Here is a 26,509-nt window from a genome sequence, read left to right on the forward strand (position 1 = left end):
GGGAAAGGGGCGCGAGTGCGAACGATCGAGGAGCATGCGGCGGCGATCGACGCGCTGGTGACGACCGCTCTCGCCGGGCGAGCACCCGAGGTCCTTCCCGTCGACGCGAGCGCGATGGCGCGCTCGCCCGAGAGGTACCGCGACCGCCTCCTGCTCGCCGACGTCCTGGCACCCCTCGATCTCCCGCCCTTCGACAACTCGCAGATGGACGGCTACGCGGTCGACTCGTCGGAGCTCGCCGCGTCGAGCGCCGCCGGCAGCGCCGTTCTCGCTGTCGGCACGCGCATCCCGGCGGGCACCCTCCCCGCCGATCTCGGTCCGGGCACAGCGGCGCCCATCATGACGGGAGCGCCGATCCCGCGGGGGGCCGACGCGGTGATCCCCATCGAGCAGGCCGATCCACCCCGCTTCCTCGGTGAGTCGGCGGGGCAGACGGTCGTCCTCCCGGCGGCGGTCGACTCCGGTGCCTTCGTGCGCACGGTCGGGTCCGACGTCCGTGCCGGCGACCTGCTGCTGCCCGCCGGCACGGTGCTCCGAGCGGCCCACTTCGGCATCCTCGCGGCGTCGGGCGTGGGCGAGGTCGGGGTCGCCGCACGGCCCCGAGTCCTCGTCGTCTCCACGGGGTCCGAGCTGGCCGACGGCGGCGAGCTCGTCCCCGGCTCCATCCACGACGCGAACGCGATCATGCTCGCGTCCCTCCTCACGAGCGCCGGAGCCACGGTCGACCTCGCCCGGGCCCCCGACGACGCAGCGCACCTCCTCGACGTGCTCCGCGAGCACGGTCTCGGCGTGTCCGGCCGTGCTCCCGGCGCCTCCGGCGGTGCTCCCAGTGCCTCCGGCGACGCGCCCGCCCCCGACCTCGTCGTCACCACGGGCGGCGTGAGCGCCGGCGCCTACGAGGTCGTGCGCGAGACGTTCGCTCCCCGGGGCGTCGAGTTCGGGTCGGTCGCGATGCAGCCCGGCGGTCCGCAGGGGTGGGGCGAGCTGGATCTCGACGGGGGGCGACGCGTCGCGGTCGTGTGCTTCCCGGGCAACCCGGTGTCGGCGCTGGTGTCGTTCGAGGCGTTCCTCCGGGGTCCGTTGCTCCGGGCCTCCTGCGGGCGGTCACCGCGGCGCGACGCCACCGCGACGCTCGCGGAGGGCGCCGATTCGCCGGCGGGAAAACACCAGGTGCGTCGTGGGCGGCTCGACGACTCGGGCCTCGTGCACTTCGTCGGCGGTGCGAGTTCGCACCTCCTGCACGCCTACGCGCGGTCCACGGTGCTCGTCGGCATCCCCGTCGGCACCTCGCGGGTCGAACCCGGCGATGAGGTCGTAGTGTGGCCCCTCGATGACTGACCTCGATCCGGTCGCCGCCTCGGGCGACCTCACCCACCTCCGCTCCGACGGCAGCGCCCACATGGTCGACGTGACCGGCAAGGCCGAGACCACGCGCACCGCTACGGCCCAGGCCGTGCTCCGCACTCGGGCCGACGTCGTCTCGCGCATCGCCGACGGCACGCTCCCCAAGGGCGAGGCGCTCGGCACCGCCCGCATCGCCGGCATCATGGCCGCGAAGCAGACCTCGACGCTCATTCCGCTCTGCCACCCGCTGCCCATCGGGTCGGTCACGGTCGACTTCGAGACCGCGCCCGAGTCGGTGCGCGTCACGGCGACCGTGTCCACCCGGGGTGTGACCGGGGTCGAGATGGAGGCCCTGACGGCCGCCACCGTCGCCGCGCTCACCCTCTACGACATGATCAAGGCGGTCGACAAGCTGGCCGTCATCGAGGCCGTCCAGGTGCTCGAGAAGAGCGGCGGGAAGAGCGGAGACTGGTCGCGATGACCGACACCGAACTCCGTCCCCACCCGCGCACGGCCCTCGTGGTCGTGGCCTCGACCTCCGCGTCGCTCGGCAACGCCTCCGACGACACCGGCCCCGTGATCGCGGAGTGGCTCACCGAGCGCGGCTTCGCCGTGGACGAGACCGTCGTCGTGGCCGACGGCGAACCGGTCGGGCGGGCCCTCGTCGCCGGCATCGCCCAGGGCGTCTCGCTGATCGTCACCACCGGCGGCACCGGGGTGTCGCCGACCGACGCGACGCCCGAGGTCACCCTGCCGCTCATCGACAAGCGCCTCCTCGGCGTGGAGGAGGAGCTCCGCCGCCGCGGCTCCCGCCACGTCGTCACCGCCCTCCTCAGCCGCGGCGTCGTCGGCGTCGCGGGCCGGAGCCTCGTGGTCAACCTGCCCGGTTCGCCGGGTGGCGTCCGCGACGGTCTCGAGCTCCTCGGGGAGGTCGTCGACCACCTCCTCGAACAGATCGTCGGCGGGCGCGGTCACAGTGCGCGGGGCGGGCAGCATGGCTGACCCGCGCGAGAACGCCGAGTCCCGCATCCTGCTGGCCCGCGTCATGCTCGACGAGCTGTCGGTGGCGCACTGCGCCGACCTCGTGAGCAGCGCGTCGGCGGGAGCCGTCGTGACGTTCGAGGGCGTGGTCCGCGACCACGACGACGGTCGGGGCGTCGAGGCGCTCGAGTACGAGGCGCACCCGTCGGCGACGGCGGTGCTGCGCGAGGTGGCCGTCGAGATCGCGCACGAGCATCCTGCGGTCGCGATCGCGGTCGAGCACCGCTCGGGCCCGCTCGGCATCGGCGACGTGGCGCTCGCCTGCGCCGTCGCGAGCGCTCACCGCGCGGAGGCGTTCGCCGCCTGCGGCGCCCTGGTCGACCGCGTCAAGGAGCGCGTCCCGATCTGGAAGAAGCAGGACTTCACCGACGGCAGCACCGAGTGGGTCGCGTCGCTCTCGTAGCCCCGTACCCTTGACGGGTGGCCCATCTTCTCGGCGCTGAAGCGCTTCACCTCGAATTCCCCACCCGCGTCATCTTCGAGGGAGTCACCCTCGGCATCGACGAGGGCTCCCGGATCGGGGTGGTCGGGCGCAACGGCGACGGCAAGTCGACCCTGATGTCGCTCCTCGCCGGGCGGCTCGAGCCCGACTCCGGCCGCGTCACGCGGCGCCGCGGCATCACGATGGGCGTGCTCGACCAGCGCGACATCCTGCCGCTCGACGCGATCGTCTCCGATGTCATCGTCGGCGGCCGCGAGGAGCACGAGTGGGCGGGCGACAGCCGGATCCGCGACGTCATCTCCGGCCTCGCCACCGACATCCCCTGGGAGTCGACGATCGGCGACCTCTCGGGCGGGCAGCGCCGGCGGGTGGCGCTCGCCGCGCTCCTCGTGGGGGAGTGGGACGTCCTCTTCCTCGACGAGCCCACCAACCACCTCGACGTCGAGGGTGTCGCCTGGCTCGCGCAGCACCTCAAGCGCCGCTGGTCGCCCAACCAGGGCGCCCTCGTCGTCGTCACCCACGACCGGTGGTTCCTCGACGAGGTCTCCACCGACACCTGGGAGGTGCACGACGGCATCGTCGAACCCTTCGAGGGCGGCTACGCGGCGTACGTCCTGCAGCGCGTCGAGCGCGACCGCTCGGCCTTGGTCTCGGAGGCGAAGCGCCAGAACCTCATGAAGAAGGAGCTCGCCTGGCTCCGCCGCGGCGCCCCGGCCCGCACGGCCAAGCCGAAGTTCCGCATCGAGGCGGCCGAGAACCTCATCGCCGACGAGCCTCCGGTGCGCGACAAGGTCGCTCTCAGCCAGATGGCCACCTCGCGCCTCGGCAAGCAGGTCGTCGACGTGGTCGAGGCGTCCGTCTCCTACGGCGAGCGGAGCGTCCTCCGCGACATCGAGTGGCGCATCGCCCCCGGCGAGCGCACCGGCATCCTGGGCGTCAACGGTGCGGGCAAGTCGACGCTGCTGAAGCTCGTCACGGGCGACGTGCTGCCGACGACAGGCCGGGTCACCCGGGGCAAGACGGTCAAGTTCGCCGTCCTCGACCAGCAGCTGGCCGACCTGCACGAGTTCGCGAACGAGCGGGTCAACACCGTGGTCTCGCGCTATCGCTCCTCCTACGTCTCCGGCGGAAAGGAATTGACGCCCGGCCAGCTCCTCGAGCGCCTCGGCTTCACGACGCCGCAGCTCCAGACCGCCGTCAAAGACCTGAGCGGTGGCCAGAAGCGCCGGCTCCAGCTGCTGCTGATCCTGCTCGACGAGCCCAACGTGCTCATCCTCGACGAGCCCACCAACGACCTCGACACCGACATGCTCGCGGCGATGGAAGACCTCCTCGACACCTGGCCGGGCACGCTCCTCGTCGTCTCGCACGACCGCTACCTGCTCGAGCGCGTCACCGACATGCAGTACGCCGTGCTCGACGGGGTCATGCGGCACCTCCCCGGCGGTGTCGACCAGTACCTCGCACTCCGCAAGGAGGCGACGGACGGCGCCGGCGAGGCGACCGACCGCCCCACCGCGACTCAGGGCGCCTCCGCCTCCGTCGCGGCGGCCGCCAAGAAGTCGGGGCTGTCGGGCGCCGAGAAGCGCAACGCCGAGAAGGAGATGGCCTCGCTCGGTCGGCGGATCCAGAAGGCCGCCGCCGAACGGCAGGAGCTCCTCGACACCTTCGCCGCGCACGATCAGAACGACTACGCCGGCCTCGGCGAGCTCCAGAAGAAGGTCGCGGCCGTCGAGGCCCGCACCGAGGAGCTCGAGTCCGCCTGGCTCGTCGTGAGCGAGAAGCTCGAGGGTTAGCGCCCGCCGCCGTCCGCTGAACCCTCGTGTTCGGCTGCGGCGGTGGTCCTAGGCGGTGTGCGGCGACCGAGCGCGAGGGTCTAGCGGCTCGCGGCGGCAGGCGCCAGCGCCTCAGGCGCCGAGGCGCAGCGACAGGGAGCGCAGGAGCCCCGACAACTGCTCCCGCTCGACGCCCGACAGATCGCCGAGCAGGTCGCGCTCCGCCTCGATGAGGTTCGCGATGGCGACGTCGACCGTGGTGCGTCCCCGCCGGGTCATCGTGACCAGGATGCCCCGGCCGTCGCGCGGGTCGGTCCGCCGCTCCACGAGTTCGCGCTCCACCAGTCGGTCGATGCGGTTGGTCATGGTGCCGCTGGAGACGAGGGTCTGCGTGAGGAGGGCCTTCGGGGAGAGCTGGTACGGGGCTCCTGCTCTCCGCAGCGCGCTCAGGACGTCGAACTCCCACGACTCGAGGCCGCTCGCGGTGAAGGCGGCCTTGCGCGCACGATCGAGGTGCTTCGCCAGCCGGCCGACGCGCGACAGCACGTGGAGGGGCGTGAAGTCGAGGTCGGGACGCTCGCGATTCCACGCGGCGACGATCCGGTCGACCTCGTCCTGCGCGGCGTCTTCGGGCATCCGTCCATTATGTCGGCCTACGCTCCGAGGCGGTGGGCACCGTCGCCCGCCGGAATCGAGGAGCATCGTGTCCGATCTCGACGTCGTCGCCGTCATCACCGCCAAGCCCGGCCAGGAGGAGACGGTCCGAGCCGCCCTCGAAGCGCTGGTCGCACCGACCCGGGCGGAGGAGGGCTGCCTCGCCTACTCGCTCTCCGTCTCGCAGGCCGACCCCACCGTCTTCGTCACCGTCGAGCGCTGGCGCTCGCAGGCCGACCTCGACGCTCACGTCGACTCCCCGCACCTGAAGGCGGCTCTCGTCGCCGCGGGGGAGGCCCTCGCCGTCGCTCCGGCGATCCACCCGCTGACACCCGTCGCCTGACCGCTCGCGCCACGGCACCGCAGGATGCCCGGGGCCGGCCCCGCGGGGGTCCGGTCGTTCCCCGTCTGGCAGACTGGAACGGCGCCGCCGTGCGCGATCCGCCTTGGTGTAATGGCAGCACGACAGCCTTTGGAGCTGTTAGGTCCAGGTTCGAGTCCTGGAGGCGGAGCGCGGAGGACGCGCCGGTCGGCGAGGCTCTCGCGGTCCCGAACGGGGGCAGCGGGCCACCGCCTCCGTCTCGTACTCTCGGAGCATGGGGATCGGGACGACACTGCGCGGGCTTCTAAGCCGGAGCGATCGGGTGGCTGCGCCCGCCCCCGAGCACGCAGGGCACGCCGAGCAGACCGGGCACTCCGAGCGCGGCCTCGACCTGGAGCTCATCATCCGGGCCGCCCGGCTGGCGGTGACGACGAGAACGGCCTCGAAGACCCTCTTCGTCCGGCACCTCGCCGTCGAGAGCGACGTGGCGGAGCGGCTCCTGCGGAAGTTGGAGCACTGCGAGGTCATCGCGCCGGAGGCTCAGGACGCGCCCGGCAGGCCGCGCCGTGTGCTCACGACGTCCGGGCAGCTGCCCGACGTGGTCGCCGAATTCGAGCGGCGCCACCGCACCGCGTGAAGCCGTCGGCGAACATGGTCCGTCGCCCACGCGACGCCACCTAGAGTGGCGGCGAGCACCACCACCTCGACTTCAGGAGATCACCATGGCAGCGGACTACGACGCCCCCCGGAACGCCCCCGACGGTGACGGCGACGACACCGTGCAGTCGCTCGCGGCCCGCGGACCGCAGGCCACCGGCCTGGTCGCCGATCTCGACGACGGCGACGCCTCGGGCGGCTTCCAGCTCGACGCCGCCGACGTCGACGAGGCGCTCGACGTCGTGGTGCTCCCGATGCAGGAGAACGAGTTCACCTGCGTCGAGTGCTTCCTCGTGCGCCCGCGGATCCAGCTCGACCACGAGTCGAAGCTCGGCCCGGTCTGCATCGAGTGCGCGGCCTGACCCGCACGGGCATCCCGGCGGCGACGCGATACGCTCGAAAGCGCTGATCCGCACCTCGATCGGCACTCCGCCCAGCACTCCGAGGAGACTCCGCATGCCCCAGACCCCACTCGCCGTCGTCGTCCTGGCGGCAGGCCAGGGCACCCGGATGAAGTCCTCCACCCCCAAGGTCCTGCACCGGCTGGCCGGCCTCCCGCTGATCGCCCACGTCCTCGAGTCGGCCCGCGCGCTCGAACCCGCGCACCTCGTCGTCGTCGTCCGGCACGAGCGCGACACGGTCGCGGCCAGCGTCCTCGAGGTCGCCCCGCACGCGCAGCTCGTCGACCAGGACGACGTGCCCGGTACCGGCCGCGCGGTCGAGCAGGCGGTCGAGGCGCTCCCCGCCGACTTCGCGGGCGACGTCGTCGTCGTCAGCGCCGACGTCCCGTTCGTCGACCACGGCACCCTCGCGGCCCTCATCGCGCAGCACCGCGAGGAGGAGGCCGAGGCGACCCTCCTGAGCGCCGTGGTCCCGGATCCTGCGGGCTACGGCCGTGTCATCCGACGCCGCGGCGACCTCGTCGACCGCATCGTCGAGCAGAAGGACGCCACCGACGCCGAGCGCGAGGTCACCGAGATCAACTCGGGCACCTACGTGTTCCGCGTCGCGGCGCTCCGCCAGCACCTCCCGTTCGTCACTCCGGCGAACGCCCAGAACGAGAAGTACCTCACCGACGTCATCGGCCTCGTCACCGTCAACGGCGGCACCGTCGCCGCGCGCACCGTCGAGGAGGCGTGGCGGGTCGAGGGGATCAACGACCGCGTGCAGCTGGCCGCGGCGGCGCGTCGCCTCAATGACCGGATCGTGCGCCACTGGCAGCTCGAGGGCGTCTCCATCGTCGACCCGGCCACCACCTGGATCGACCGCGACGTCAGCCTCGCGCGCGACGTCGAGATCCTGCCGGGCACGCAGCTCCGGGGCGCCACCGTCATCGAGACCGGCGCCGTCGTCGGGCCCGACACGACCCTCGTCGACACCGAGGTGGGGGCAGGAGCCACGGTCAAGCGCACCGACGCCACGCTCGCGATCATCGGGGCCGGCGCCACCGTCGGTCCGTGGTCGTACCTCCGCCCGGGCACCGACCTCGGCGAGCGGGGCAAGATCGGCGCGTTCGTCGAGACGAAGAACGCCGTCATCGGCGAGGGCAGCAAGGTCCCGCACCTCAGCTACATCGGCGACACCGAGATCGGAGTCGAGTCGAACATCGGCGCGGGCTCCATCACCGCCAACTACGACGGCGTCGAGAAGCACCGCACGGTCATCGGGTCGCACGTGCGGATGGGGTCGCACAACGTCTACGTCGCGCCCGTTAGGATTGGCGACGGAGCGCACTCCGGTGCGGGAGCGGTCGTGCGCAAAGACGTGCCGGCCGGAGCCCTGGTCTTGAGCGTCGCTCCACAGCGAACCATCGGCGGATGGGTCGAGGCCAAGCGTCCCGGCTCGGCTGCGGCGAAGGCCGCGGCGGCTTCTCAGGAGGCCGAAGCGCAAGGCACAGAGTGACCTCACGGTCAGAGAGCGAGTGACGTGTCCGGAATCAAGATCACCGGCGAAAATCGACTCGTCCTCGTGACGGGTCGGGCTCACCCGAGACTCGCCGATGAGATCGCTCTCGAACTGGGCACCGAACTCACTCACACCGACACCCGGACCTTCGCCTCCAGCGAGGTCTACGCCCGCTATGACGAGAGCGTCCGCGGTTCCGACGCGTTCGTGATCCAATCCCACACGCGGCCGATCAACGAGTGGCTCATGGAGCAGCTCATCATGGTCGACGCGCTCAAGCGCGCCTCGGCCAAGCGCATCACCGTCGTCGCCCCCTACTACCCCTACGCCCGGCAAGACAAGAAGGGCCGCGGCCGCGAGCCGATCTCGGCCCGCCTCGTCGCCGACCTCTTCAAAGCGGCCGGCGCGCACCGGATCATGAGCGTCGACCTCCACGCCCCCCAGATCCAGGGCTTCTTCGACGGCCCCGTCGACCACCTCTTCGCGATGCCCGTGCTGCTCAAGCACTTCCAGGAGAAGCTCGACCCGTCGACCCTCACGGTCGTCTCGCCCGACATGGGCCGCGTCAAGGTCGCCGACATCTGGAGCGAGAAGCTCGGGGCTCCGCTCGCCATCATCCACAAGCGCCGCGACCCCCGCGTGATGAACGAGGTGTCCGTCCACGAGATCGTGGGCGAGGTCCGCGGGCGCGTCTGCCTGCTCGTCGACGACCTCATCGACACCGGGCGCACCATCGCCAAGGCGGCAGAGGCCCTCAAGAAGGCAGGAGCACTCGGGGTCGTCGTGGCAGCCACGCACGCCGTCTTCTCGGATCCTGCGCCCGAGATCCTCAGCAACGAGTTCATCGACTCGGTCGTCGTCACCGACACCCTGCCGCTGACCGACAGCCAGAGGTTCGACAGTCTCACCGTGCTGCCGATCGCGCCGCTCATCGCCCGCGCGATCCACGAGGTGTTCGACAACGGGTCGGTCACGTCGATGTTCGACGGCGCGGCCTAGGTCGCTGCGGCGCGAAGCTCCACGATTGGCGCGTTTCCGCGAAGGTGAGCGGCGTGTCGTGGAGTCTCGGGAGGTGCTGCTGCGGCGGGCCACCGCGAGACTCCACGTTTGGCGCGTTCTCGCGAAAGTGAGCGGCGTGTTGTGGAGTCTCGGGTCGGGGCGCAGGGACACGCCCGCGCGCACGAACGCCCCGGGCACCGGGCCCGGGGCGCTCGCGCACTCGCCTCAGTGGGTCGAGGGCTCCGTCTCGATCTCGGAGCGGTCGTCCGACCAGAGCGTGTGGAACACCTTGTCGCTGTCGATCCGCTTGTAGGTGTGCGCTCCGAAGAAGTCGCGCTGCCCCTGGATCAGCGAGGCCGGGAGCCGCTCCGACGCCAGCGAGTCGTAGTACGACAGCGCGGACGCGAACCCGGGCACGGGGATGCCCGACAGCGCGGCCTTGGCCACGATGCGACGCCACGCCTCCTCGCCGTCGGCGATGGCCTTGGCGAAGTAGTCGTCCTCGAGGAGGGTCGCGATCGAGGCGTCCTTCTCGTAGGCGTCGACGATGCGGTTCAGGAACTGCGCCCGGATGATGCAGCCACCGCGCCAGATCTTCGCGATCGCGCCCTTGTCGATGTCCCAGTCGTACTCCTTCGCGCCGGCGATGATGGCGTCGAAGCCCTGCGCGTAGGCCACGATCTTGGAGGCGTAGAGCGCCTTCTGGACGTCGTCCTCGAAGCCGTCGCCCGGCTCCTGGATCTCGGGGCGGGAGGTGACGACCTTCTGCACGGCCTTGCGCTGGTCCGGCTTGGACGAGACGGCCCGGGCGAACACGGCCTCGGCGATGCCGCCGACGGGGACTCCGAGTCCGACGGAGTTCTGGACCGTCCAGACGCCCGTCCCCTTCGACCCCGCCTCGTCGACGATGATGTCGACGAGCGGCTTGCCCGTCTTCTCGTCGACCTGCTGGAGCACCTCGGCGGTGATCTCGATCAGGTACGACTCGAGGGCGCCCTTGTTCCACTCCTGGAACACCTCGGCGATGGCAGCGGGCTCGTGCCCGCCGACGCGGCGCAGCAGGTCGTACGACTCGGCGATGAGCTGCATGTCCGCGTACTCGATGCCGTTGTGGATCATCTTCACGAAGTGACCGGCCCCGTCGGTGCCGATGTGCGTCACGCAGGGCTCGCCCTCGGCGACGGCCGCGATCGACTTCAGGATCGGCCCGAGAGTCGCCCAGGCCTCCTTCGAGCCTCCGGGCATGATCGACGGACCCTTGAGGGCTCCCTCCTCGCCGCCGGAGATCCCCGTGCCGACGAAGTTGAGGTTCTTCTCTTTGAGGGCGTGCTCGCGGCGGATCGTGTCGTGGAAGTTGGCGTTGCCGCCGTCGACGATGATGTCGCCCTCCTCGAAGAGGTCGGCGAGCTGGTCGATCACGGCGTCGGTGCCCTTGCCGGCCTGGACCATGATGATCGCCGTGCGCGGCTTCGACAGCGAGGCGACGAAGTCCTCGATCGACTTCGAGGCGATGAATCCGACGTCGCCGTGCTCTTTCAGGAGCGTGTCGGTGCGCTCCGGCGAGCGGTTGTAGACCGCGACCGTGTTGCCCTCGCGCGACGCGAGGTTCCTGGCCAGGTTCGAACCCATCACCGCGAGTCCGATCACGCCGATGTTGGCCTTGCCCGCGTCTGCCTTGCCGTCGTTCCCGACGGCGCTGTCGTTTCCGTGTTCGGCCACGGTGCCTCCTTCGCTTGGTGAGTGCCAATCTAGCCACCCGGCCCGCGGATGACGCTGTGTCCGTCACGGGTGCCGTCCCCCGGCGCTCGGACCGGAGAATGCCCGGCTCGACGCGCCCGGGATCGTGCCGTAGACTCGACCACTGAACTTCGGCGAGGGATGCACGGCATCCGTGATCGACGCGGTGGGCGGGTCGGAATGCCTTCGAAAGGCCGTTCCCTGGCTTTCCTCACGCACGGTTTCACCAACTGCGTTCGAGTTGAAAACACAGACCCTGTCCGGGGTCGCACGAGAAGTGTGGGCCACGCCCACCGGAGGAGACACTCATGGCTGACGACAACAAGCTTTCCGTCGAACGACGCACCAGCTTCGGCAAGGGCGCTGCGCGCAAGATCCGCGCCGCCGACAAGATCCCCGCGGTCATCTACGGCCACGGCACCGACCCCGTGCACGTCTCGATGCCCGGTCACGAGACGATGCTGATCACGCGTCGTGCGAACTCGGTCCTCGAGCTCGACATCGAGGGCACGCACCAGCTCGCCCTCGTGAAGGACATCCAGCGCGACCCGGTGCGCCAGATCATCGAGCACATCGACCTCGTCGTCGTCCGCGCCGGCGAGCGCGTCGAGGTCGAGATCCCCGTGCACGTCGAGGGCGAGTCCTACCCGGGCACGATCCACATCCTCGAGGCCAACACCCTGACGCTCGACGTCGAGGCCACGCACATCCCGCAGAACGTCGTCGTGTCGGTCGAGGGCCTCGAAGAGGGCGCCCAGATCCTCGCCGGCGCCGTCGAGCTGCCCCGCGGCGCGAAGCTCGTCTCCGACCCCGAGTCGCTCGTGGTCAACGTCACCGTCCCGCAGCTCGAGGTCGAGGAGCCCGAGGAGGGCGCCGAGGGCGACGAGACCGAGGAGGGCGACGACGAGTCGGCCGACTCCGACGAGAAGTCCGAGTAGCACTCCCTCTCCGCAGGGGGCGCGTTCTCGAGGGGCATGGCACTGGACGACAACAGATGGCTCGTGGTCGGGCTCGGTAATCCCGGGCCCGACTACGCCTCCACCCGCCACAACGTGGGCCAGATGGTCCTGGCCCTCCTCGCGGACCGCCTCCGCGCGGGTTTCAAGAACCACAAGACGCAGGCGACGGTCGCCGAGGGCCGCACGGCTCCCGGCGGCCCTCGGCTCGTCCTGGCGAAGCCGACGACGTTCATGAACGTCTCCGGCCCGCCGGTCGCGGCGCTCCTGCGCTACTACGACCTCGACGCGTCGCGTCTCGTCGTCGTGCACGACGAGCTCGACATCCCCTTCGACACTCTCAAGCTCAAGCAGGGCGGCGGGCACGGGGGGCACAACGGGCTCCGCGACATCATCGCCGCGTGCGGCACCAACGACTTCACCCGGGTGCGCGTCGGTATCGGCCGCCCGCCCGGCCGGCAGCCCGCCGCCGACTTCGTGCTGAACGACTTCTCGTCGACGGAGCGCAAGACGCTGCCGAACCTCCTCGACGAGGCGGCCGACGCCGTCGAGGCGATCGCGGTCGACGGGCTCACGGCGGCGCAGCTGAAGTTCCACACCGCCGTCTAGCGCGACCGCAGGAGCCCCGGGCCGACCCCGCAGGGCCCGATGTCAGACCCCCTGCGTACACTCGTGCGAGTGATACTCCAGGGCTTGATTCCTGCGCTTTCGCGCGCCTCCACGTTCGATGCTGCCCTGGCGCAGGCGAACCGGTCGAGCGACTTCTCCCTCGTCGACGGCCTCCGCATCCCGCTCCTGGCGGGCCTCCTCGATCGGCGTGAGGGCCCGCAGGCGATGCTCGTCATCACCGCCACCGGCCGCGAGTCCGAGGCCGTCCGGGGCTCGCTGTCGAGCTACCTCCCGGGGGCCGAGATCATCGAGTTCCCGGCCTGGGAGACCCTGCCGCACGAGCGGCTGAGCCCGAGCGCCGAGACGGTCGGCAAGCGCATCCACGCGCTGCGGCGCCTGGCGTCGTGGTCGAAGGCCGCGGAGGCGGATCCTGCGGGCGTCACGCCGCTGATCGTCGTCGCGGGTGTCCGCGCGGCGCTGCAGCCGATCTCCGACAACCTGGCCGACATCGAGCCGGTGGTCCTGACGACGGGGGAGCGCGGCTACGACCTCTCCGGGATCGCCGTGCACCTCGTCGACCTGGCCTACGCGCGCGTCGACATGGTGACGCGCCGCGGCGAGTTCGCCGTGCGCGGCGGCATCCTCGACGTCTTCCCGCCGACGTCGGAGCACCCCGTCCGCGTCGACTTCTTCGGCGACGAGGTCGAGCAGATCCGCCTGTTCTCGGTCGCCGACCAGCGGAGCCTCGAGACGTCGATCACGACCGTCGAGCTCCCGCCGAGCCGCGAGATGCTGCTGACCGAGGCGGTCCGGCAGCGCGCCCGCGAGATGCAGCACGAGTTCCCCAGCCTCTCGCAGATGCTCGAGAAGATCGGCCAGGGCATCCCGGTCGAGGGGATGGAGTCGCTCGCACCCGCCCTCGTCCACCGCCTCGTGCCGCTGACCCACTACCTCCCGGTCTCGGCCGCGATCGCCGTGCTCTCTCCCGAGCGGGTCGTGTCGCGCGCAAAGAGCCTCGCCGAGACGAACCGCGAGTTCCTCGAGGCGGCCTGGAGCGCGGCGACCGCAGGAGCCGCTGCGCCGATCGACCTCGACGCGGGCGACTTCCTCACCCCGCGCGACCTCCGCGACAACGCGGGAGACCGCACCTGGTGGTCGCTCAGCGGCTTCGACTCGGGGATCGTGCTGACCGACGAGGAGAGGATCGAGGCGGCCGGCGACTACGTCCGGCTCGAAGCCGAGACCGTGCCGAGCTTCTCCGGCAACGCCGAGGGGGCCATCGAGCACGTGGCGGCGCTGGCGCGCGACGGCTGGAGCATCGTGGTCACCGCCCGCGGCGCCGGTCTCGTCGAGCGCGCCCGCGACGTCCTCGCCGAGGCCGGAGTCGCGGCGAGGCTCGAGGAGTCGCTCCCGTCCGAGCTCGAACCCGGCATCGTCCACCTCGTCGCCGGCGGGATCGAGGCCGGGTTCCAGATCCCCGAGGCGAAGATCGCCGTGCTCGGCGAGGCCGACTTCTTCGGCCGTTCCGCCGGCTACGAGTCGCGGCAGGTCAAGAAGCTCGCCTCGAGGCGCAAGAACGTCGTCGACCCCCTGCAGCTCAAGACGGGCGACATCGTCGTCCACTCGACGCACGGGATCGGGCGGTTCCTCGAGCTCACGAGCCGCGAGGTCTCGACGGGCGGCAGGAACGCCGTGAAGCACAGCCGCGAGTACCTCGTCCTCGAGTACGCGCCGTCGAAGCGCGGGCAGGCGGGCGATCGCCTCTACGTCCCCACCGATCAGCTCGACCTCCTCAGCCGCTACGTCGGCGGCGAGGCCCCGAAGCTCAGCAAGATGGGCGGCAGCGACTGGTCGCAGGCGAAGGGCAAGGCCCGCCGGGCCGTCCGCGACATCGCCGTGGAGCTCGTGAAGCTCTACTCCGCGCGTATGGCGTCGCGCGGCTATGCGTTCAGCCCCGACACCCCGTGGCAGCGCGAGCTCGAGGAGGCGTTCCCGTTCGCGGAGACGCCCGACCAGCTGACGACGATCGACGAGATCAAGGCCGACATGGAGAGGCCCATCCCGATGGACCGCCTCATCTCGGGCGACGTCGGCTACGGCAAGACCGAGGTCGCCATCCGCGCCGCCTTCAAGGCGGTGCAGGACGGCAAGCAGGTCGCGATGCTGGTGCCGACGACGCTCCTCGCCAAGCAGCACATGGAGACGTTCGCGGAGCGCTTCGCCGGGTTCCCGGTGCACCTGCGCGCCCTGAGCCGGTTCCAGACGGCGAAGGAGTCGCGGGAGACCATCGCGGGGCTCGCGGACGGCACCGTCGACATCGTGATCGGGACCCACCGCATCCTGACCGACGGCCTCGTCTTCAAAGACCTCGGGCTCGTCATCATCGACGAGGAGCAGCGCTTCGGCGTCGAGCACAAAGACCAGCTCAAGAAGCTCAAGACGAACGTCGACATCCTCGCGATGAGCGCCACGCCGATCCCGCGCACCCTCGAGATGGCCGTGACCGGGATCCGCGAGATGTCGACGCTGGCGACCCCGCCGGAGGACCGCCACCCGATCCTCACGTTCGTCGGGCCCAACAGCGACCGGCAGATCGCCGCCGCCATCCGCCGCGAGCTGCTGCGCGAGGGGCAGATCTTCTTCGTCCACAACCGCGTCTCCTCGATCAACCGGATCGCCGCGCAGCTGGCCGAGCTCGTGCCCGAGGCGCGCATCGCCGTCGCCCACGGGCAGATGGCCGAGTCGACGCTGGAGCAGGTCATGGTCGACTTCTGGGAGCGGAAGTTCGACGTGCTCGTCTCGACGACCATCATCGAGACCGGCCTCGACATCGCCAACGCCAACACGCTCATCATCGACCGCGCCGACCGCTACGGTTTGTCGCAGCTGCACCAGCTCCGCGGTCGCGTCGGTCGCGGGCGCGAACGCGGCTACGCGTACTTCCTCTACGACGCCGACAAGCCTCTCAGCGAGACCGCCCAGGACCGCCTCGAGACCATCGCCGCCAACAACGAGCTCGGCGCCGGGATGCAGGTGGCCCTGAAAGACCTGGAGATCCGCGGCGCCGGGAACCTGCTCGGCGGCGAGCAGTCCGGCCACATCGCCGGAGTCGGCTTCGACCTCTATCTGCGGATGATCGGCGAGGCCGTGAACGCGTTCCGCGGCGAGGTGGCGGAGGGGCAGACCGAGTTGCGCCTCGAGCTGCCCGTCGACGCCCACATCCCGGAGGAGTACGTCGAGAGCGAGCGGCTCCGGCTCGAGGCCTACCAGAAGCTGTCCACGGCGTCGTCGCCCACGTCGAACGACGAGCAGATCGACTCCGTCCTCGAGGAACTCACCGACCGGTACGGCGAGCCGCCGCAGCAGGTGCTCGCGCTGATCGAGGTGTCGCGCCTCCGGCGCATGGCCCAGAAGATCGGCCTCAGCGAGGTCGTGGCGATGGGATCCAACGTCCGGGTCGCGGCGCAGGAGCTGCCCGACAGTGTCCAGCTGCGGCTCCAGCGGCTCTTCCCGGGTGCCCGCTACTTCGCCCAGACGAAGTCGGTCACGGTGCCGATGCCACGGAAGCACGGAGAGGCGCTGCCCGACGACGAGCTGATCGCCTGGGTGGAGTCGCTGCTCAGCGGCATCTACGGCGGCGAGATCGCCCGGCCCGCGGCCGATTCGAGCGCGGCCGCGGGCTGAGACCGCGGCGACGCGGGCGCGGGCCTGAGCGCGGGCGCCGGGGCGGCGCGGGGCCGGCGTCAGCGCGCGGCGAGTTCCGCCGCGCGCCGGGCCGCCCGCAGCTTCGTCTGCTTGCGCTTGAGGCCGCTCACGAGCACGGCAGCGATGACGAGCGAGATGCCCGAGCCGACGAGGACGGCCAGCGTGCCCTCGTCGACGATCTCCTGGGATCGCGCGAAGGCGAGCTCGTTCATCAGGAGCGACACCGTGAAGCCGATGCCGCCGAGCATGGCCACGGTGATGAGCTCGCGGACGCTGAGCACCTGGCTGCGCCGGGACGGGTCGGGGTTCCGGAAGATGCGCGTGGCGATGCCGCCGGCCAGCGTGATGCCGATCAGCTTGCCCACGGGCAGCGCCACGACGATGGCCCAGAACACCGGGCTCAGCTCGCCGAGGCCCACGCTCGGCACGGCGACCGCGGCCGCGGCGAACGCGAAGAGGGGCAGGACGAAGCCGTTTGTCGCGGGCTCGAGCGCGTGCACCGCCTTGCGGGCCGGCTTGAGCGGGAGGACGAGGCCGACGGCGACCGCGGCGATCGTCGCGTGGACTCCCGATCGGTAGACGAGGTACCACGTGACGACGGCGAGGACGACGACGAGGGCGACCGCGAGGCCGCCGCGGAGACCCGTCGAACGTCCCAGCAGCTTGCCCGCCGCGAAGGTCACGGCCACGGCGACCACGCCGAGCACGAGGAACGTCAGATCGCTGTCGTGCGTGAAGAACACGGCGATGATGAGGATCGCGATGAGGTCGTCGAGCACGGCCAGGGCGAGGAGGAAGACCCGGATGCGCCCGGGCAGGGCGGTGCCGAACACGGCCAGCACGCCCAGGGCGAAGGCGATGTCGGTCGCCGTCGGCACGGGCCAGCCGCTCGTGTACGGCGTGCCGGCGGTGAACGCGACGAACAGGAGCGCCGGCACGAGGACGCCGCCGAGCGCCGCGATCGCCGGCACGACGGCCTTCGAGACCGAGTTGAGATCGCCCCGCACGAGTTCGTGCTTGAGGTCGACGGCGACGACGAAGAAGAACAGCGCGAGGAGACCGTCGGAGATCCAGTGCCCCACGGAGAGGTTCAGGCCGATCGCGGGCAGATCGAGGTGGTGGTCTTTGAGAGCGAGGAGGCCGGGGCCCGTCGGCAGGTTGGCGAGCAGGAGGCCCAGGACGGCGGCACCGAGCAGGAGGCCGGCGGAGGCGCGTTCGGAACGGAGGAGGCTCATGGAGTCCAATCGGGGTCGGCTGAATGAATGTCGACCAGACTTCCCGACTCACCTCGTCTGATTCTATCGTGGAACGTCCGGCATCCCGCCGGGCGGAGCGGAGCGGCATGACACCGAACGATCCCTTGGCCGACCTCCGGGCCACCGTCGATCGGCTGCTCGATCCGCCGGGCTGCGAGTGGAACCGGGCCCAGACCCACCGCACCCTCGTGACGTACCTCGTCGAGGAGGCGTTCGAGCTCGTCGAGGCCATCGAGGAGGGGACCGCCGACGACCTCCGCGAGGAGCTCGGCGACGTCCTCTACCAGGTCGTCCTCCACGCCGGGATCGCCGAGCGCACCGGTGAGGGCTTCGGGCTCGCCGACGTCGCCGCCGAGGTCGACGAGAAGATCCGCCGGAGGCACCCGCACGTCTTCGGTGCCGATCACGCCGACGGCGTGGACGACATCGTGCGGCTCTGGTCCGCCGCCAAGGCCCGCGAGAAGGCCGATCGCACGAGCGCCTACGAAGGGGTGCCGCGGGGGCTGCCGGCACTCGCCCGGGCGCAGAAGATCGCCGAGCGGAGGGCGCGGGCCGGGCACGCTGCCGAGCGGGCCGACGCGGTCGAGGCGACCGCAGGATCCTGCGGGCCGGGAGGCGACGCCGGTGACGCTCCCGGCGTGGTCGCCGGGTCGGCGCGGACCGAGCTCGACTGGGGTCGGCTGCTCCTCGCCCAGGTCGACCGGGCCACGGAGCAGGGCTGGGATGCCGAGCGGGCCCTCCGGGCCGCTCTCCGCGAGCGGGAGGAGGCGTGGCGCGCGGAGGAGCGTGGCGGCGCGAGACAGGCGGACACGGCGCGGGGCGGCACGAGACAGCCGGATACGGCGCGGGGCGGCACGAGGATGGCGGACACGACGCCGTTCGAGGACGACCGGTCGGGTGAATGGCGGGGCACCCCACAACCCGAATAGAGGGGACCCCGCCCGGCCGGGTGATCAAGCCCGACCGGTCGCGCTTGTTCAGCGCGACTCGTCCACTATAGGGCAAACTAAAATGTCAGAGGTTCGTTCACGGTATTTCAGCAGGGAGTCACCGGCTGTCTAGCGTCTGTTATGGTGATCGTTGCTCGCCGGGGCTGCGTAGGGCGCCCCACGTCGGCGAGAGCACGAAGGACGGCGACCATGCCCCGCAAACCCGATCCGACTCGCAAGCCGGAGCTCCTCGGTCAGATCCTCGATCACCTGACCGGACGCACCCTCGCCACGGTCTCGTTCCGCACCCTCGCCGACGCCCTGGGCGTCAGCACCTACGTCTTCGTCTACCACTTCGGAAACCGCGCGCAGCTCATCGAGGAGATCGTGCGCGCGGTGGTCTCGCGACTCGACCACCTGCTCCGCGTCGACCCGTCCAGCCTCGACGACGAGGGGTGGCGACGCTTCATGGCCGACGCGTGGGCGGAGGTCTCGACGCCCCGCAATCTGCAGCTGCAGCGCCTGGAGTTCGAGGCGGCCATGCTCGAGATGGTCGACGGCGACCAGAAGGGCATCGCGCGCTCGGCAGTCAGCGCCTGGCAGGGCTTCGCCACGACGTGGGCCGAAGCGCGCGGCGTCGATCCCGTCCGCTCGGAGCGGGAGGCGCGGCTGTTCACCGACGGCGTCTACGGCCTCCAGTACGACGCGATGGCGACGGGCGAGATCGAGCGCGTCGGAGTGGCTTTCGCGGCGCACGCCGACGCCTTCGCGGTCCGCGTCGCCTCGCTGAGCGCGGCCGCCGTCTAGGCGGCCTGCGCCCGACATGCGGCTGTCATCGGTATGACTGCTGCCGGAGTCGGTACGAGAAATGGCGGTGCCCCGCGCTCGCGCGCAGGACACCGCCGGCCAGGCGGTGGGCCGTCGCCGCAGGGAAGGGACGGATCGCCTGGCTAGGCAAGGCGCGCAACCCGATTCGCGCCCGCCGTTCGGTGACGAGAGTGCGGGTCGGTTCCGCTGCTCTCTCGCCGAGTCTCTCGCTCTCGGGTGGTCATCACTGTACATGAAATGTCACATGGCGGCAAACGCGAGGTTATCCCCAGGCGCCGTCCGGAGCGGCGAGCGTCTGGAAGACTTGTGGCCATGCCCAGCCCCGTGACTCCTGCCCGCGGAATGCGCGACTTCCTCCCCGCCGAGAAGCGCCGCCGCGATCTCGTTCTCGAGACGATCCGATCGACCTACCGCTCGTTCGGGTTCGATGAGATCGAGACCCCCGTGGTCGAAGACAGCGGGCGCCTCCACGCCGGCCTCGGCGGAGACAACGAGAAGCTCGCCTTCGCGGTCATGAAGCGGGGTCTCGATCGGGAGGCACTCCAGGCGGCCGACACACCCCTCGACCTCGCCGACCTGGGGCTCCGCTTCGACCTGACCGTCCCGCTCGCCCGCTTCTACGCCTCCCACCGCGCGACGCTGCCGACCGTGTTCCGGAGCATCCAGATCGCCCCGGTCTGGCGCGCCGAGCGCCCGCAGAAGGGCCGCTACCGGCAGTTCGTGCAGTGCGACATCGACATCATCGGCGAGCCGTCCGCGATGGCCGAGATCGAACTGCTGTCCGCGACGTCGGCCGTGGTCGAGAAGCTGGGCCTCGTCGGCACGACGATCCGGATCAACGACCGACGCATCCTGCAGTCCCTCCTCCGGCACTGGAGCGTTCCGGCCGATCGCACCGAGACGGCGCTCGTCATCATCGACAAGCTCGACAAGATCGGTGTCGACGGCGTCGTCGCTGAGCTCGAGGGCATCGGCGTGCCGACCGAGGGTCTCGCGGCTCAGCTCGGCGAGCTCGCCGGAGCCACGTGGCGGACGGGCGAGGCGGCTCCCGCCTGGCTCGACGCCGCGGCCTTCGCCGACCTCGTCGCCCTGCGCGACGCTCTCCCCGAGGCCCGGCTCGAGTTCGATCCGACCCTCGTGCGCGGCATGGGCTACTACACCGGCACCATCTTCGAGATCGCGCACCCCGACTTCGGCTACTCGCTCGGCGGAGGCGGCCGCTACGACGGCATGATCGGGAGGTTCCTCGGCAGCGACGTCCCGGCGGCCGGCTTCTCGCTCGGGTTCGAGCGCCTCGTCGATCTCGTCGAGCTGCCCGAGGGTGGCGGCGACGGCGGGCTCGTCCTGCTCTACGACCGGGGGCTCGACCCCGTCGCCCTCGTCCGGCTGCAGGGCGAGCTCGTCGCCCGGGGGGAGCGCGTCCGTCTCGATCGCAAGGCGAAGAACCTCACCAACCAGTTGAGCGGCCTGGCGGGGCTGGGGTACTCCCGGTTCGCCGTGGTGCGCGACGCCGGGGTGTCGGCGGAGGAGCTCGAGGTGCGCGAGCTGTCCTGAGGCGCGGGTCCGGGCATCCTGCGGTCCACCCGGCCGGAGGCGCCGGTGGCCCTGTGGAGAACCGCACCTGGCCGGGAACCCTCGTGACTAGGATTGATCCGGGCTTCCGGCCCCAGGTGATGAAGACGATCTAAGGAGTTCTCCGTGGCAGCAATCGACGCCGTAGGCGCCCGCGAAATCCTCGACTCGCGGGGCAACCCGACGATCGAGGTCGAAGTCCTGCTCGACGACGGTGTCGTCTCGCGCGCGGCAGTGCCCTCGGGTGCGTCGACCGGTGCGTTCGAGGCCTACGAGCTCCGCGACGGCGACAAGGATCGCTACCAGGGCAAGGGCGTCCTCAAGGCCGTCGCCGCGGTGATCGACGAGATCGGCCCGGAGCTCGAGGGAATCGACGCGACCGACCAGCGTGTCATCGACCAGGCCATGATCGAGCTCGACGGCACCGACAACAAGAAGCGCCTCGGTGCCAACGCGATCCTCGGCGTCTCCCTCGCCGTCGCCCGCGCCGCCGCCGACTCCGCCGACCTGCCCCTCTTCCGCTACCTCGGCGGCCCCAACGCGCACACGCTGCCCGTGCCGATGATGAACGTCATCAACGGCGGCTCGCACGCCGACAGCAACGTCGACATCCAGGAGTTCATGATCCTGCCGATCGGCGCGTCGTCCTTCTCCGAGGCGCTCCAGTGGGGTACCGAGACCTACCACGCGCTCAAGAGCGAGCTCAAGAGCAAGGGGCTGTCGACCGGCCTCGGCGACGAGGGCGGCTTCGCTCCCAACCTCGACAGCAACCGCGCCGCACTCGACCTCCTCGTCGAGGCGATCACCAAGGCCGGTTTCACGCCCGGCACCGACATCGCCCTCGGGCTCGACGTCGCCTCCAGCGAGTTCTGCACCAACGGCTCCTACGCCTTCGAGGGCGGCTCCAAGTCGGCCGAGGAGATGTCGGCCTACTACGAGGAGCTCGTCGCCTCCTACCCCCTCGTCACGATCGAGGACCCCCTCGACGAGGACGACTGGGAGGGCTGGGCCCACCTCACGTCCGTCATCGGCGCCAAGACGCAGATCGTGGGCGACGACCTCTTCGTCACCAACCCGACCCGCCTCGCCAAGGGCATCGAGACCGGCGCCGCGAACGCGCTCCTCGTCAAGGTCAACCAGATCGGCACCCTGACCGAGACGCTCGACGCCGTCGCGCTCGCTCAGCGTTCGGGCTACAAGGCCGTTCTCTCGCACCGCTCCGGCGAGACGGAAGACACCACCATCTCCGACCTGGCCGTCGCCACCGACTCCGGCCAGATCAAGACCGGTGCCCCCGCCCGCTCCGAGCGCGTCGCGAAGTACAACCAGCTGCTCCGCATCGAGGAGGAGCTCGGCGAGGCCGCCGTCTACGCCGGCCGTTCCGCGTTCCCGCGCTTCACGGCGTAGCGCTGCACGACGAAGGCCCGTCCCGCTCGCGCGGGGCGGGCCTTCGTCGTGCGGCGACCCGCCGCCGCCGTACGCTGTCACGTTCCGTGCGTGATGTCGCGTCGAGACGTGACACGGCGCACGAAACGTGACAGCGGGCGATGCGACGGCGCGGGCCACGACGGCGCGCGCCCGACGAAAGGCTGGGAACGCGGCGGCGCCTGCAGCACCCCGGGGCGACCCTCGCCTATCGTCGTCGACATGCCCCGTGACTCCAGCGCCCCCGACACGCGTGCCCGCCCCGGTGCCGCGAGGGGCACGGCTGCGACCACCGGCCCGGCCGGGACGAAGAACCGCCGCGTCCCCGTCAGCCTGCCGGCGATGGAGTCGGCCGCCGGAGGGTTCCTGCGCGGCATGCGCTTCTCCGGCTTCAGCCTGCTGATGCTGGTCATCATCGTGCTGTTCGTCGTGGTCCTCGCGCCGAGCCTCAAGACGCTCATCCAGCAGCAGGAGCAGATCTCGCAGCTCAAGAGGTCTGTGGCGGCTCAGGAGGCCGACGTCGACTCGCTCAAGGACGACGTCGCGCGCTGGAACGACCCGGCCTACATCGAGGCGCAGGCCCGCGACCGCCTGCTCTACGTCTACCCGGGCGAGTACAGCTACCTCGTGATGAACCCGACCAAGTCGACCTCCAAAGCGACGACGAAGGCGGGCTCGCCGATCACGCGCGACATCCAGAACCCGAACGTGGACTGGGTGTCGGGCATGCTGTCGTCCGTCTACGACGCGGGGCTGACCACGAAGCCCGCGCCCGACCTGGTCGCCCCCGACATCACCGGCACCAAATAGCCCGGTATCGTGGGGTGCTCATGAGTACGCCGCCCTTCGCCCCCGTCACCGAGCACGACGTCCGCGTCGTGACCGCCCAGCTGAGTCGTCCGGCTCGCGACGTGATCGGGATCGCCGCCCGGTGCGCGTGCGGCAACCCGACGGTGGTCGCCACGAAGCCGCGGCTCGGCGACGGCACCCCGTTCCCGACCCTCTACTACCTGTGCCACCCCGGTGCGACGGCCGCGGTGTCGACCCTCGAGGCGACCGGGGTCATGGCCGAGTACACCGATCTCCTCGCCGAGAGCGACGACCTGCGGGCGCGCTACACGGCGGCTCACGAGGCGTACCTCGCCGACCGCGAGAGCATCGAGCACGTCGACGAGATCGCCCACGTCACGGCGGGAGGCATGCCCGAGCGGGTCAAGTGCCTGCACGCGCTCGTCGGACACGCCCTCGCCGCCGGCCCGGGCGTCAACCCGTTCGGCGACCTCGCGCTCGAGCGCGCGGCATGGAGCCCCGAGGTCTGCGTGTGCGGCGACCTTGTCGGCGACGCCGAGGGCGAGGCCGCGGCCCAGGCCGAGGCCGAGGACACCCGGCGACCCGACGCGTCGGGCTCGTAGAAACGTGCGCCGCCTGCGACTCCTCGCCGCCGCGGTGGCGGTCGTCGCGCTGGTGGCGGCTCCGGGCATCCTGCTGTCCGCGTCTCCGGCCCGAGCGGACTCGCTCCGCGACCGCGAGTACTGGCTGAACGACTACGGGATCACCGAGGCCTGGAACACGACGAAGGGAAAGGGCGTCACCGTCGCGGTCATCGACACCGGCATCGACGGGAGCGTGCCGGAGCTGCGGGGCGCCGTCACCGCGGGCACCGACTTCTCGGGCGTCGGCGGCGCGGACGGACAGACGCCGATCGACGACGACTCGGCGCACGCGACCCTCGTCGGCTCGCTCATCGCCGGCCGGGGGACGGGGCCGGGCGCCGGGATGATCGGGGTCGCCCCGGAGGCGAACCTCCTGTCGATCTCGGTGGGCTTCGGCTCGTCCGCCGTCGACGCCGACGGGCAGATCGCGAAGGCGGTCCGCTGGGCGGTCGACCACGGCGCGAAGGTCATCAACATGTCGCTGACCCGGAACACCCTCGACTGGCCCGAGAGCTGGGACGACGCGTTCCTCTACGCGATGAAGCACGACGTCGTGATCGTCGCGGCGGCGGGCAACCGGGGGAGCGGGACCGACGAGGTCGGGGCTCCCGCGACGATGCCCGGCGTCCTCGCCGTGGCGGGCGTCGACGAATCCGGCAACGCCTCCTTCGACGCGTCGAGCCAGGGCATCACCATCGGCGTCGCCGCCCCGAGCGAGGGCCTCGTCGGTGTCGCTCCGGGCGGTCAGTACCTCCTCTGGTCGGGCACGAGCGGCGCCACGCCGATCGTTGCCGGCGTCGCGGCCCTCGTCTACGCGGCGCATCCGGGCATCTCCGCCGATGACGTGATCCAGCGCATCGTCTCGACGGCCACGCCCAAGGGCAGCCCCTCGCCCGGTCCGATCTACGGCCACGGTCTCGTGAACGCGCATGAGGCGGTCACCCGCGACGTCGCGCACGTCACGACGAACCCGCTCGGCAGCCTCCCGGAGTGGATCCGGCTCCACCGTCGCGCCGAGGCGTCGCCCCAGCCGACGTCCGCTCCGGTGCCGTCCTCGCGAGCGACCTCGACCCCGTCGACGGCTCCGCGGCAGGGGTCCGCGTCCGGCCCGTTCGCGTCGGCGGCGGCACTCCGCTCCACGGGGATCCCGCTGGCGGTTTATTCTGTCTTCGGAGTCATCCTTCTGGTGGTCGTCATCGGGGCCGTCCGGCAGTACAGAAGGCTGCGCGCCGGGCGCTAGCCTGCGCGGCAGGCACTAGCCTGTTTCAGATCACTCACACCTAGGAGACCATTTCTCGTGCCCAAAATCCTGATCGTCGGCGGCGGCTACGCCGGTTTCTACACCGCTTGGAAGCTCGAGAAGTGGCTGCGGAAGGGCGAGGCCGAGGTCACCGTGGTCGACCCGCTGCCCTACATGACGTACCAGCCGTTCCTCCCCGAGGTGGCCGCCGGCTCCATCGAGCCTCGCCACGCGATCGTGTCGCTGCGCCGCCACCTGAAGAAGACGGACGTCGTCACCGCGAAGGTCACGAAGGTCGACCACGCCACCAAGACGGCGACGATCACGCCCGAGATCGGCGAGCCCTGGCAGTACGAGTACGACCAGATCGTCATGACCGCAGGAGCCGTCTCCCGCACCTTCCCGATCCCGGGCGTCGCCGACGAGGCGATCGGCCTCAAGACGATCGAGGAGGCGGAGGCGATCCGCGACAAGCTCCTCACGAACTTCCAGAAGGCCGCGAACCTCCCGGCCGGTCCCGTGCGCGACCGTCTCCTCACGACCGTCGTCGTGGGTGGCGGCTTCGCCGGCATCGAGATCTTCGCCGAGCTCCGCAGCTTCGCGACCGACCTCCTCAAGAACTACCCGCAGCTCACGATCGACGACACCCACTTCCACCTCGTCGAGGCGATGGGCCGGATCATGCCCGAGGTCGCCCTCGAGACGAGCCACTGGGTTCTCAAGAACCTCGCCGAGCGCCAGGCCATCGTGCACCTCGACACGCAGCTGCAGTCCGCCGTCGGCGGCAAGGTGGAGCTGTCGACCGGCGAGTCGTTCGAATCCGACCTCATCATCTGGACCGCCGGCGTCATGGCGAACCCGGTCGTCCGGAGCACCGACTTCCCCATCGAGGCGCGCGGCCGCATCAGCGTGCAGCCCGACCTCCGCATCGTGACCGAGGACGGCTCCGTCGTCGAGGGCGCGTGGGCCTGCGGCGACGTCGCGGCGACCCCCGACATCACCGGCGGCGGCGTCGGCGGCTTCTGCGTGCCGAACGCCCAGCACGCGGTCCGCATGGGCAAGCAGCTCGCGAAGAACCTCGTGGCTTCGCTGCGCGGCGAGAACACCACCGACTACCGCCACGACAACCTCGGCGCCGTGGCCGGCCTCGGGCTCGGCATCGGAGTCTTCCAGAGCGGCAAGTTCGCGCTCAAGGGCTTTCCGGCCTGGGTGGCGCACCGCGGCTACCACGGCCTCGCGATGCCGTCGTGGGAGCGCAAGATCCGCGTCGTCTCCGGCTGGGCCAACAACATTGCGCTCGGTCGCGACATCGCCTCGCTCGACAACGTGACGCGCCCGCGCGCCGCGTTCGAGGAGTTCGCCTCGCGTCCCAAGCCCGCGGCTCCTGCCGAGTCCGCGGCACCCGCCGCCCCCGCCCCGGAGATCGGCAAGCCCGCCGACGCCGCCGGCCCGGCCTACGCCGATCCTGCCGACGGATCGAAGGCCGCCGAGCCCGTCGACGCCCCCGCCGCGGCCCCCGCGGCCAAGAAGGCCCCGGTCCGCAAGGCCGCAGCCAAGAAGGCGCCCGAGGCCGAGAAAGCGACCGCTTCGGAGTAGTCCTCCGCAGCATCGTCGATCGCCCCGCTCCCCGACCGGAGCGGGGCGTTCGCGTTCCCGCCGCGCGTTCGGCGCCCCCTACTC

General features: G+C 71.0%; 24 protein-coding genes and 1 tRNA gene. 22 read left to right on the top strand and 3 right to left on the bottom strand.

The window, feature by feature from the left end; translation table 11 throughout:
• Positions 1–15: 15 nt before the first annotated feature.
• Genes AS850_RS03640 through AS850_RS03660 form a run of 5 tightly spaced genes read left to right on the top strand, consistent with a single transcriptional unit; the run spans position 16 to position 4,623 of the window.
• The gene (locus tag AS850_RS03640) at positions 16–1,338 is read left to right on the top strand and encodes a molybdopterin molybdotransferase MoeA (protein WP_119867904.1); all 1,323 of its coding nucleotides are present in this window, start codon (positions 16–18) and stop codon (positions 1,336–1,338) included.
• On the top strand, positions 1,331–1,825 hold the full coding sequence (moaC, locus tag AS850_RS03645) for a cyclic pyranopterin monophosphate synthase MoaC (protein ID WP_119867905.1): 495 nt from the start codon (positions 1,331–1,333) through the stop codon (positions 1,823–1,825). The genes AS850_RS03640 and moaC overlap by 8 nt, the downstream gene beginning before the upstream one ends.
• Positions 1,822–2,346, top strand: a complete 525-nt coding sequence (locus tag AS850_RS03650; protein ID WP_119867906.1) for a MogA/MoaB family molybdenum cofactor biosynthesis protein — start codon at positions 1,822–1,824, stop codon at positions 2,344–2,346. The genes moaC and AS850_RS03650 overlap by 4 nt, the downstream gene beginning before the upstream one ends.
• On the top strand, positions 2,339–2,788 hold the full coding sequence (locus AS850_RS03655; protein ID WP_173795172.1) for a molybdenum cofactor biosynthesis protein MoaE: 450 nt from the start codon (positions 2,339–2,341) through the stop codon (positions 2,786–2,788). The genes AS850_RS03650 and AS850_RS03655 overlap by 8 nt, the downstream gene beginning before the upstream one ends.
• Before the next feature lie 17 nt (positions 2,789–2,805).
• Positions 2,806–4,623: an ABC-F family ATP-binding cassette domain-containing protein gene (locus AS850_RS03660; protein ID WP_119867907.1), complete on the top strand. Its 1,818-nt coding sequence runs from the start codon at positions 2,806–2,808 to the stop codon at positions 4,621–4,623.
• A 111-nt stretch (positions 4,624–4,734) separates the two neighbouring features.
• Here the strand turns inward: AS850_RS03660 and AS850_RS03665 are convergent, their stop codons facing one another.
• Positions 4,735–5,238, bottom strand: coding sequence for a MarR family winged helix-turn-helix transcriptional regulator (locus AS850_RS03665; RefSeq protein WP_119867908.1), 504 nt, complete (start codon positions 5,236–5,238; stop codon positions 4,735–4,737).
• Between the two features lie 67 nt (positions 5,239–5,305).
• Here AS850_RS03665 and AS850_RS03670 point away from each other — a divergent pair, with 67 nt between their 5' ends.
• From AS850_RS03670 to AS850_RS03695, 6 genes are all read left to right on the top strand, one after another.
• Complete coding sequence (locus tag AS850_RS03670; RefSeq protein WP_119867909.1) at positions 5,306–5,599, top strand: putative quinol monooxygenase; 294 nt, start codon at positions 5,306–5,308, stop codon at positions 5,597–5,599.
• Positions 5,600–5,696: 97 nt separating this feature from the next.
• A tRNA-Gln gene (locus tag AS850_RS03675) sits at positions 5,697–5,768 on the top strand.
• Positions 5,769–5,900: 132 nt separating this feature from the next.
• A complete protein-coding gene (locus tag AS850_RS03680; RefSeq protein ID WP_119867910.1) occupies positions 5,901–6,215 on the top strand; it encodes a hypothetical protein in 315 nt (104 codons plus the stop codon).
• A gap of 85 nt (positions 6,216–6,300) precedes the next feature.
• Positions 6,301–6,597, top strand: a complete 297-nt coding sequence (locus AS850_RS03685) for a DUF4193 family protein (RefSeq protein WP_119867911.1) — start codon at positions 6,301–6,303, stop codon at positions 6,595–6,597.
• A 94-nt stretch (positions 6,598–6,691) separates the two neighbouring features.
• Entirely contained in the window at positions 6,692–8,137 is a 1,446-nt protein-coding gene (gene glmU, locus AS850_RS03690) for a bifunctional UDP-N-acetylglucosamine diphosphorylase/glucosamine-1-phosphate N-acetyltransferase GlmU (RefSeq protein ID WP_119867912.1), read from the top strand.
• A 24-nt stretch (positions 8,138–8,161) separates the two neighbouring features.
• Positions 8,162–9,139 (top strand): ribose-phosphate diphosphokinase, encoded by a 978-nt coding sequence (locus AS850_RS03695; RefSeq protein ID WP_119867913.1) that lies wholly within the window; start codon positions 8,162–8,164, stop codon positions 9,137–9,139.
• 225 nt (positions 9,140–9,364) lie between these two features.
• On the opposite strand, the gene gndA is transcribed toward AS850_RS03695, so the two are convergent.
• Positions 9,365–10,768 (bottom strand): NADP-dependent phosphogluconate dehydrogenase, encoded by a 1,404-nt coding sequence (gene gndA, locus AS850_RS03700; RefSeq protein ID WP_119870102.1) that lies wholly within the window; start codon positions 10,766–10,768, stop codon positions 9,365–9,367.
• A 416-nt stretch (positions 10,769–11,184) separates the two neighbouring features.
• On the opposite strand from gndA, the gene AS850_RS03705 reads away from it, so the two are divergent.
• The 3 genes from AS850_RS03705 to mfd all read left to right on the top strand — a co-directional run bounded on the left by AS850_RS03705 (position 11,185) and on the right by mfd (position 16,125).
• Complete coding sequence (locus AS850_RS03705) at positions 11,185–11,814, top strand: 50S ribosomal protein L25/general stress protein Ctc (RefSeq protein ID WP_119867914.1); 630 nt, start codon at positions 11,185–11,187, stop codon at positions 11,812–11,814.
• 36 nt (positions 11,815–11,850) lie between these two features.
• On the top strand, positions 11,851–12,441 hold the full coding sequence (gene pth / locus AS850_RS03710; RefSeq protein WP_119867915.1) for an aminoacyl-tRNA hydrolase: 591 nt from the start codon (positions 11,851–11,853) through the stop codon (positions 12,439–12,441).
• 69 nt (positions 12,442–12,510) lie between these two features.
• Positions 12,511–16,125: a transcription-repair coupling factor gene (gene mfd, locus AS850_RS03715; RefSeq protein WP_119867916.1), complete on the top strand. Its 3,615-nt coding sequence runs from the start codon at positions 12,511–12,513 to the stop codon at positions 16,123–16,125.
• Positions 16,126–16,184: 59 nt separating this feature from the next.
• Here the strand turns inward: mfd and nhaA are convergent, their stop codons facing one another.
• Positions 16,185–17,381: a Na+/H+ antiporter NhaA gene (gene nhaA, locus AS850_RS03720; protein WP_119867917.1), complete on the bottom strand. Its 1,197-nt coding sequence runs from the start codon at positions 17,379–17,381 to the stop codon at positions 16,185–16,187.
• 107 nt (positions 17,382–17,488) lie between these two features.
• Between nhaA and AS850_RS03725 the strand changes: the two genes are divergently transcribed.
• From AS850_RS03725 to AS850_RS03760, 8 genes are all read left to right on the top strand, one after another.
• Complete coding sequence (locus AS850_RS03725) at positions 17,489–18,331, top strand: MazG nucleotide pyrophosphohydrolase domain-containing protein (RefSeq protein WP_119867918.1); 843 nt, start codon at positions 17,489–17,491, stop codon at positions 18,329–18,331.
• 210 nt (positions 18,332–18,541) lie between these two features.
• Positions 18,542–19,138 carry a TetR/AcrR family transcriptional regulator gene (locus AS850_RS03730; RefSeq protein WP_119867919.1) on the top strand — a complete coding sequence of 199 codons (597 nt, stop codon included), beginning with the start codon at positions 18,542–18,544 and terminating at the stop codon, positions 19,136–19,138.
• A 333-nt stretch (positions 19,139–19,471) separates the two neighbouring features.
• The gene (gene hisS, locus AS850_RS03735) at positions 19,472–20,713 is read left to right on the top strand and encodes a histidine--tRNA ligase (protein WP_119867920.1); all 1,242 of its coding nucleotides are present in this window, start codon (positions 19,472–19,474) and stop codon (positions 20,711–20,713) included.
• Between the two features lie 144 nt (positions 20,714–20,857).
• Entirely contained in the window at positions 20,858–22,138 is a 1,281-nt protein-coding gene (eno, locus tag AS850_RS03740; protein ID WP_119867921.1) for a phosphopyruvate hydratase, read from the top strand.
• Positions 22,139–22,378: 240 nt separating this feature from the next.
• Positions 22,379–22,966: an FtsB family cell division protein gene (locus tag AS850_RS03745; protein ID WP_119867922.1), complete on the top strand. Its 588-nt coding sequence runs from the start codon at positions 22,379–22,381 to the stop codon at positions 22,964–22,966.
• Between the two features lie 20 nt (positions 22,967–22,986).
• A complete protein-coding gene (locus AS850_RS03750) occupies positions 22,987–23,568 on the top strand; it encodes a DUF501 domain-containing protein (RefSeq protein ID WP_119870103.1) in 582 nt (193 codons plus the stop codon).
• A 4-nt stretch (positions 23,569–23,572) separates the two neighbouring features.
• Positions 23,573–24,829 (top strand): S8 family peptidase, encoded by a 1,257-nt coding sequence (locus AS850_RS03755; protein WP_119867923.1) that lies wholly within the window; start codon positions 23,573–23,575, stop codon positions 24,827–24,829.
• Between the two features lie 57 nt (positions 24,830–24,886).
• On the top strand, positions 24,887–26,425 hold the full coding sequence (locus AS850_RS03760; RefSeq protein ID WP_119867924.1) for an NAD(P)/FAD-dependent oxidoreductase: 1,539 nt from the start codon (positions 24,887–24,889) through the stop codon (positions 26,423–26,425).
• Positions 26,426–26,509 lie beyond the last annotated feature (84 nt).

It is taken from the genome of Frondihabitans sp. 762G35, assembly GCF_002074055.1.
GTDB lineage: Bacteria > Actinomycetota > Actinomycetes > Actinomycetales > Microbacteriaceae > Frondihabitans.

Bases quoted from the DNA above. Each gene is read 5' to 3' on its own strand.
- gndA (WP_119870102.1), bottom strand. From the start codon at position 10,768: ATGGGTTCGAACCTGGCCAGGAACCTCGCGTCGCGCGAGGGCAACACG.
- moaC (WP_119867905.1), top strand. From the start codon at position 1,331: ATGACTGACCTCGATCCGGTCGCCGCCTCGGGCGACCTCACCCACCTC.
- AS850_RS03665 (WP_119867908.1), bottom strand. From the start codon at position 5,238: ATGCCCGAAGACGCCGCGCAGGACGAGGTCGACCGGATCGTCGCCGCG.
- glmU (WP_119867912.1), top strand. From the start codon at position 6,692: ATGCCCCAGACCCCACTCGCCGTCGTCGTCCTGGCGGCAGGCCAGGGC.
- pth (WP_119867915.1), top strand. From the start codon at position 11,851: ATGGCACTGGACGACAACAGATGGCTCGTGGTCGGGCTCGGTAATCCC.
- AS850_RS03650 (WP_119867906.1), top strand. From the start codon at position 1,822: ATGACCGACACCGAACTCCGTCCCCACCCGCGCACGGCCCTCGTGGTC.
- hisS (WP_119867920.1), top strand. From the start codon at position 19,472: ATGCCCAGCCCCGTGACTCCTGCCCGCGGAATGCGCGACTTCCTCCCC.
- AS850_RS03750 (WP_119870103.1), top strand. From the start codon at position 22,987: ATGAGTACGCCGCCCTTCGCCCCCGTCACCGAGCACGACGTCCGCGTC.
- nhaA (WP_119867917.1), bottom strand. From the start codon at position 17,381: ATGAGCCTCCTCCGTTCCGAACGCGCCTCCGCCGGCCTCCTGCTCGGT.
- AS850_RS03705 (WP_119867914.1), top strand. From the start codon at position 11,185: ATGGCTGACGACAACAAGCTTTCCGTCGAACGACGCACCAGCTTCGGC.
- AS850_RS03685 (WP_119867911.1), top strand. From the start codon at position 6,301: ATGGCAGCGGACTACGACGCCCCCCGGAACGCCCCCGACGGTGACGGC.
- AS850_RS03745 (WP_119867922.1), top strand. From the start codon at position 22,379: ATGCCCCGTGACTCCAGCGCCCCCGACACGCGTGCCCGCCCCGGTGCC.
- AS850_RS03730 (WP_119867919.1), top strand. From the start codon at position 18,542: ATGCCCCGCAAACCCGATCCGACTCGCAAGCCGGAGCTCCTCGGTCAG.
- AS850_RS03655 (WP_173795172.1), top strand. From the start codon at position 2,339: ATGGCTGACCCGCGCGAGAACGCCGAGTCCCGCATCCTGCTGGCCCGC.
- AS850_RS03725 (WP_119867918.1), top strand. From the start codon at position 17,489: ATGACACCGAACGATCCCTTGGCCGACCTCCGGGCCACCGTCGATCGG.